We start from the raw sequence: 3326 nt of genomic DNA, 5'->3' as shown, positions 1-3326 counted from the left end.
TTTAGGAGATCAAATGGAATGGTTTCTATCTGACCCTCATCAGCAAATAACATCTATGTCAATGTCTCTTGGAACATCACCTGTTGCCCCGGGAAGCGAATGGATCAAAGGATTATATGGATCAAAGCAGGTCTGGGTCACAGCAGCCGTTGCAGAGTCACCTGTGCCTGAACCATCAACATTATTACTAATATTAACCGGACTTGCAGGAATCATTCTATCAAACAATAAATTTAGAAATTAATAGAATTCTCATTGCCAATAACATCTTATCTCATTTATCCAAATAAGAGAAACTCTTTACAATTAATACATCCTTAATTCAAATTTCATTGACAATCTATTCAGTAGAAAAGTAACTTTAAAAGTAACTCTTATGAACAAATATTCTTCTGTTACTAAGTGACGACTTGCTAAAATAATTCTACAAAGTATGGTTCAAAAAAATTATTCAAAAAAGGAGATAGTTAATGCCGCCCGATAGAGAAAATGTATTAAAAGCAAAGACATTTGCAGGAATCGAGATACCGCCTGAACTGAAATGGTCTAATTTTTTAAATCTCTATTTCATAGCATTCTGTGCCGGAAGCATTGTTGCTCTGCCTGCAGTGCTTCAGCCTGCATTCCTGAAAGATATAATTAATATCCCACAAGAAAAAGCAGGAATAATAAATTCAAACCTTCAAAATATGAGCCAAATTGCATGGTTTTTATTCGTCGGAATTGCCGGTATGTTTTCTGACAAAGTGGGGCGGAGGATTCTTGCTATCGTAGGTTTTATTTTCTGCGGTATTTCCTTCATATTATTTGTTTATATCAAACACATAGCGCTTCTTATCGGTATGGGAAGCATAAATGAAATGGTAATTTTGACATATATTACCCGCTTTCTTCTCGGTATAGGAATCATACTTGCTTTTCCTCAAACAATGACGCTCGTTGCAGACTATTCATACAATAAGGATAGAGGTAAAGCGATGGCGTACCACGGATTAACTATGAGCTTGGGCTCTATTTTAGTTTTCGGTGTAATTGCACAGCTTGGCAAAAAAATGGGGCTTTCAAACCTATTTTACATATCTGCAGGCATTGGTTTTGCAGGGCTTTTTGCCACTCTCTTAGGCGTGGTCGATAGAATGCCTGAGCAGAAGCCGAAGAAAATAGGCATCAAAAAGATATTTGATACAGTAATTGAAGACATTGCTCTCGTGGCAAGCTATGTTACCACCTTTGTATCAAGGATTGACATCGTGATTATCTCTACCTTTGTGATTGTTTGGATGGTTAAAGTGGCAGACAAGTTTGGTATGACTTCGATACAGGCAACAATGAAAGGCGGCATAATTTTATTAGTTATGTCTGTTGCAACATTGCTTGCATGGCCTATCATTGGTATTCTCCTTGATAAATGGGGTAGAGGACAAGTGATGATACTTGGTCTTTTCTTGGGAGGTGCCGGATTTACTTTAATAGCGCTTACAAAAAACCCCTTTTCATCACCTATGTATCTCTACACTACTTTAATGGGGGTAGGATTTTCAGCGGCAACTGCCAGCGCAAGTGCACTCACAGCTGATGCATCACCAAAACCTCTTCTTGGAAGCGTAATGGGAGGACTTAATGCTATGCAGCCCCTTGGCGCATTCATTTTCCTTTTTCTCGGCGGAATTTCCTTCGACAAGCTTGGCTACTGGGGTCCCTTTGCCCTGAAAGGGGCAGTGGATATTCTCTGTGGAATATGGATTCTTTTCATAAGAAAAAGGTTAATCCTGTCATCAAGAGAAAATCGGCTGAAGAAAGCATAAGAAACGATCTATCTTTCTTCTCTTATCAAACGGTAAGAAACCATATTGTATATATCAGGGCATACGCCATGTGCTATATTTGGATCTGGCTCCCAAGGAGGATTGCCTCCAGAGAATAGTAAAGTAATGAGATGATAGGCATTCCAATAAAGGAATCCACATACCTCGCCCATATTGAAAGGATCTATCTCAATACGTTGCCCTGCTTTATGTCCATACATACAATGATGCTCCATTCCAAATACTTCAAGAAACAATCTGTACTTATCAATTCCCGTATATCCTTTCCCAGTCATATCACGCCATTCAGAGAAACGTGTCGCTCTTTCATTCTTTTGTCTTTCCCTTGTGTGTACCTGCATTTCCACTTTACCACCTTCGGGGCATAACCCCTTAAAAATCGTAGGGTCTTTCTCCCAAGTTATAGCACCACCATAGTGAAAGGATGAAATACAGGCGTGGTTTGCCTGCCATAGGGCACCGCAAATCGTACTATGATGCGTTGAATTAATTAGATGTTTTTCTCCTTCTTTATGTCCGAAAGGACATTCTCCCTCCACTTTGGTAATTGTAACCTCCTGCACATAACGGTTAACTTCTTTTGCTACATTGCCTATAATTTCCTTTGTCATTTCAGGTAAAAAATCTTTTTTTTCTTCCATAAGTCTCCTCTTTTACAATTAAAGTTAATTCCAGTTATTTTCTTTCCTCTCTGATAAGACGGTAGATAACCTGATTATGAATATCAGGACACATTCCGTGAATAATATTCTCTTCTGCTTCCCAAGGAAGACTTGCTCCCTCAAAAAGAACATTCATAAATCGATATGCCGACCAATAGAGACATCCGCAGACATTACCAACATTAAAAGGGTCAATCTCAAATTTATGCCCCACTCGATGTCCCCATGTGCAATGGCGCTCAATACCAAGGATTTCCACAAAAATTCTGTACTTATCGATTCCGGCATATCCCTTGCCCGTCATATCCACAGCGGGCTTCTTTGTTTTTAGGACTCTAATATCTTCCTTTTCTTTATGTCTTACTTCCACCTTAACCTTCCCCATTTCAGGACAGGCATATTTAAAATATTTTGTTTTATGCTCCCAAGGATAATTTCCTCCATAATCAAGAGTAAACACAGAAGGTTCAATAGCTGCGTAAAGCGATCCGCAGAGACCATCTGAATTCATTGCAGATATGCGGAATTTTTCTCCTTCTTTGTGTCCATAGGGACATTTACCTTCAACTTCTGTTATCGTTAATTCAGCATATTGTTTGTTTATTGCAGATATAACTTCTTTAAAAAAATCAGGAGTGGTTTCAATTTCGCGAGGATCTTTTTCTTTATCCATATAAATATCCTTTCAAGAAAGAAAAATTGAACATTTTTCAAAAATGTTTAAAAACTTGAATGAAAAAGTCAAAAAAAATTAACCCATAAATTTCCTTTTTAAAAAGAATGCTTGCTTATCAGCTTTTGATAATTACACTATTAAAAGGATGACAAAGCATATTGA

Annotated in this window: 4 protein-coding genes; 2 read left to right on the top strand and 2 right to left on the bottom strand. The window is 37.9% G+C overall.

Going from position 1 to position 3326, the window contains the following annotated elements:
* The first annotated feature begins 13 nt into the window (after positions 1-13).
* Positions 14-244 carry a PEP-CTERM sorting domain-containing protein gene (locus D6734_05865; protein ID RMF95293.1) on the top strand — a complete coding sequence of 77 codons (231 nt, stop codon included), beginning with the start codon at positions 14-16 and terminating at the stop codon, positions 242-244.
* A gap of 226 nt (positions 245-470) precedes the next feature.
* Complete coding sequence (locus D6734_05860; GenBank protein ID RMF95292.1) at positions 471-1805, top strand: MFS transporter; 1335 nt, start codon at positions 471-473, stop codon at positions 1803-1805.
* Positions 1806-1813: 8 nt separating this feature from the next.
* On the opposite strand, the gene D6734_05855 is transcribed toward D6734_05860, so the two are convergent.
* Positions 1814-2467, bottom strand: a complete 654-nt coding sequence (locus D6734_05855) for a hypothetical protein (GenBank protein RMF95291.1) — start codon at positions 2465-2467, stop codon at positions 1814-1816.
* A gap of 34 nt (positions 2468-2501) precedes the next feature.
* Positions 2502-3161 (bottom strand): TIGR04076 family protein, encoded by a 660-nt coding sequence (locus D6734_05850; protein ID RMF95290.1) that lies wholly within the window; start codon positions 3159-3161, stop codon positions 2502-2504.
* Positions 3162-3326 lie beyond the last annotated feature (165 nt).

The sequence above is a fragment of the Candidatus Schekmanbacteria bacterium genome, assembly GCA_003695725.1.
Lineage (GTDB): Bacteria > Schekmanbacteria > GWA2-38-11 > GWA2-38-11 > J061 > J061.
The sequence above is the reverse complement of the archived record's forward strand: the minus strand, read 5'-3'. Positions and strand labels throughout refer to the sequence as shown.

What these genes read in the sequence shown, in the direction of transcription:
- D6734_05865 (RMF95293.1), top strand. Translation starts at nt 14, where the DNA reads ATGGAATGGTTTCTATCTGACCCTCATCAGCAAATAACATCTATGTCA.
- D6734_05860 (RMF95292.1), top strand. Translation starts at nt 471, where the DNA reads ATGCCGCCCGATAGAGAAAATGTATTAAAAGCAAAGACATTTGCAGGA.
- D6734_05855 (RMF95291.1), bottom strand. Translation starts at nt 2,467, where the DNA reads ATGGAAGAAAAAAAAGATTTTTTACCTGAAATGACAAAGGAAATTATA.
- D6734_05850 (RMF95290.1), bottom strand. Translation starts at nt 3,161, where the DNA reads ATGGATAAAGAAAAAGATCCTCGCGAAATTGAAACCACTCCTGATTTT.